Origin of the sequence: Microcystis sp. M49636_WE2 (assembly GCF_030065375.1) — a bacterium.
In the GTDB taxonomy this organism is placed as follows: domain Bacteria; phylum Cyanobacteriota; class Cyanobacteriia; order Cyanobacteriales; family Microcystaceae; genus Microcystis; species Microcystis aeruginosa_C.
This window is the reverse complement of sequence record NZ_JASJFG010000091.1, coordinates 1-1,618: the sequence shown is the minus strand read 5'-3', so window position 1 is coordinate 1,618 and position 1,618 is coordinate 1. Positions and strand designations below refer to the sequence as shown.

Genomic DNA, 1,618 nt, shown 5'->3' with positions numbered 1-1,618 from the left:
TGCGGAAAACTAGCCTAACATCCTGTTTCATTTTCCTAAGAACTCACTTTATTTTTACTTGAGCCAAAATGTTAGCAAGGGTTTGGAGTGCGGCAATTATCGGCATCGATGCCATTAAAATCGGGGTAGAGGTGGATGTATCGGGAGGATTACCCGGAATTGCCGTGGTGGGTTTACCCGATACCGCCGTGCAGGAGTCGAAAGAAAGGGTAAAAGCTTCCCTAAAAAATGCCGGATTTGCTTTTCCCATCCGCAAAATTGTCATCAATTTAAGTCCTGCCGATATCCGCAAAGAGGGTCCAATTTATGATTTACCGATTAGTATCGGCATTTTAGGAGCCTCCGAACAGGTAGAAGCCGATTTATTGGGGGATTTTCTCTTTTTAGGTGAATTATCCCTCGATGGTAGTTTGCGTCCCGTGGCGGGGGTTTTACCCATTGCTGCCGCTGCCGAAAAAATGGGGATTAAGGGTTTAGTGGTTCCCGCCGATAATGCCAAAGAAGCGGCCGTGGTCAAAGGCGTACAAGTGTATGGGTTTCGTCATCTATCGGAAGTGGTAAATTTCTTAAATGAACCCGATCGCTATTCACCGATGACTTTTAACGCTGCCGAGGAATTTGGGCGATCGCGAGTAAATCTCCCCGATCTCAAGGATGTCAAAGGCCAAGCAATTGGCCGGCGGGCCCTGGAAATTGCCGCAGCTGGAGGTCATAACCTAATTTTTGTCGGGCCACCGGGCAGCGGTAAAACCATGTTAGCGCGACGTTTACCCGGTATTCTGCCCCAGCTTACCTTTGCCGAATCCCTAGAAGTCTCCCAGATTCATTCCGTCGCTGGATTACTGAAAGATCGAGGTTCTCTGGTGCGCGAGCGTCCTTTTCGCAGTCCCCATCACTCCGCTTCTGGAGCGGCGCTGGTGGGAGGTGGCACTTATCCCCGACCGGGAGAAATCTCCCTTTCTCACCGTGGTATTTTATTTTTGGACGAATTAACGGAATTTAAGCGCAGTGTCTTGGAATATCTCCGACAACCCCTAGAGGATGGTTATGTGAGCATTTCTCGCACTCGTCTTTCCGTCGCTTTTCCGGCCCGTTTTACCCTGGTGGCGAGTACCAATCCCTGTCCCTGTGGTTATTACGGCGATTCAGTGCAACCCTGCAGCTGTTCCCCGCGACAACGGGAACAATATTGGGCGAAATTATCGGGGCCGCTTTTAGACCGTATTGACCTACAAGTGACGGTAAATCGCCTGAAACCGGAAGAAATGACCCAAGAGAGTCGGGGAGAAGCTTCTGAGCAGGTGCGGCAACGGGTAGAAGGGGCCCGACAAAAGGCCAGCGATCGCTTTCAAAATACGGGGATTCGCTCTAATGCGGAGATGAATTCCGAGCATTTGCGGCGTTTTTGCGCTCTGGATGATAGCAGTCGCCATATTTTAGAAGGGGCAATCCGAAAATTGGGTTTATCGGCCCGAGCAATGGATCGCATTCTCAAAGTTGCCCGCACCATTGCCGATTTAGGAGATAGTGAAATGCTGAAAAGTTCCCACGTTGCCGAAGCAATTCAGTATCGCACTCTCGATCGTTTAAGTTAGGGTTTGCGGCAAAAAGTTTGTTG

The 1,618-nt window shown here is 49.8% G+C and carries 1 protein-coding gene; it reads left to right on the top strand.

Annotated elements, in window-relative coordinates:
- The first annotated feature begins 68 nt into the window (after positions 1-68).
- Positions 69-1,595 (top strand): YifB family Mg chelatase-like AAA ATPase, encoded by a 1,527-nt coding sequence (locus PX484_RS02135; RefSeq protein WP_002785022.1) that lies wholly within the window; start codon positions 69-71, stop codon positions 1,593-1,595.
- The last annotated feature ends 23 nt before the right edge of the window (positions 1,596-1,618 follow it).

Bases quoted from the DNA above. Each gene is read 5' to 3' on its own strand.
- PX484_RS02135 (WP_002785022.1), top strand. From the start codon at position 69: ATGTTAGCAAGGGTTTGGAGTGCGGCAATTATCGGCATCGATGCCATT.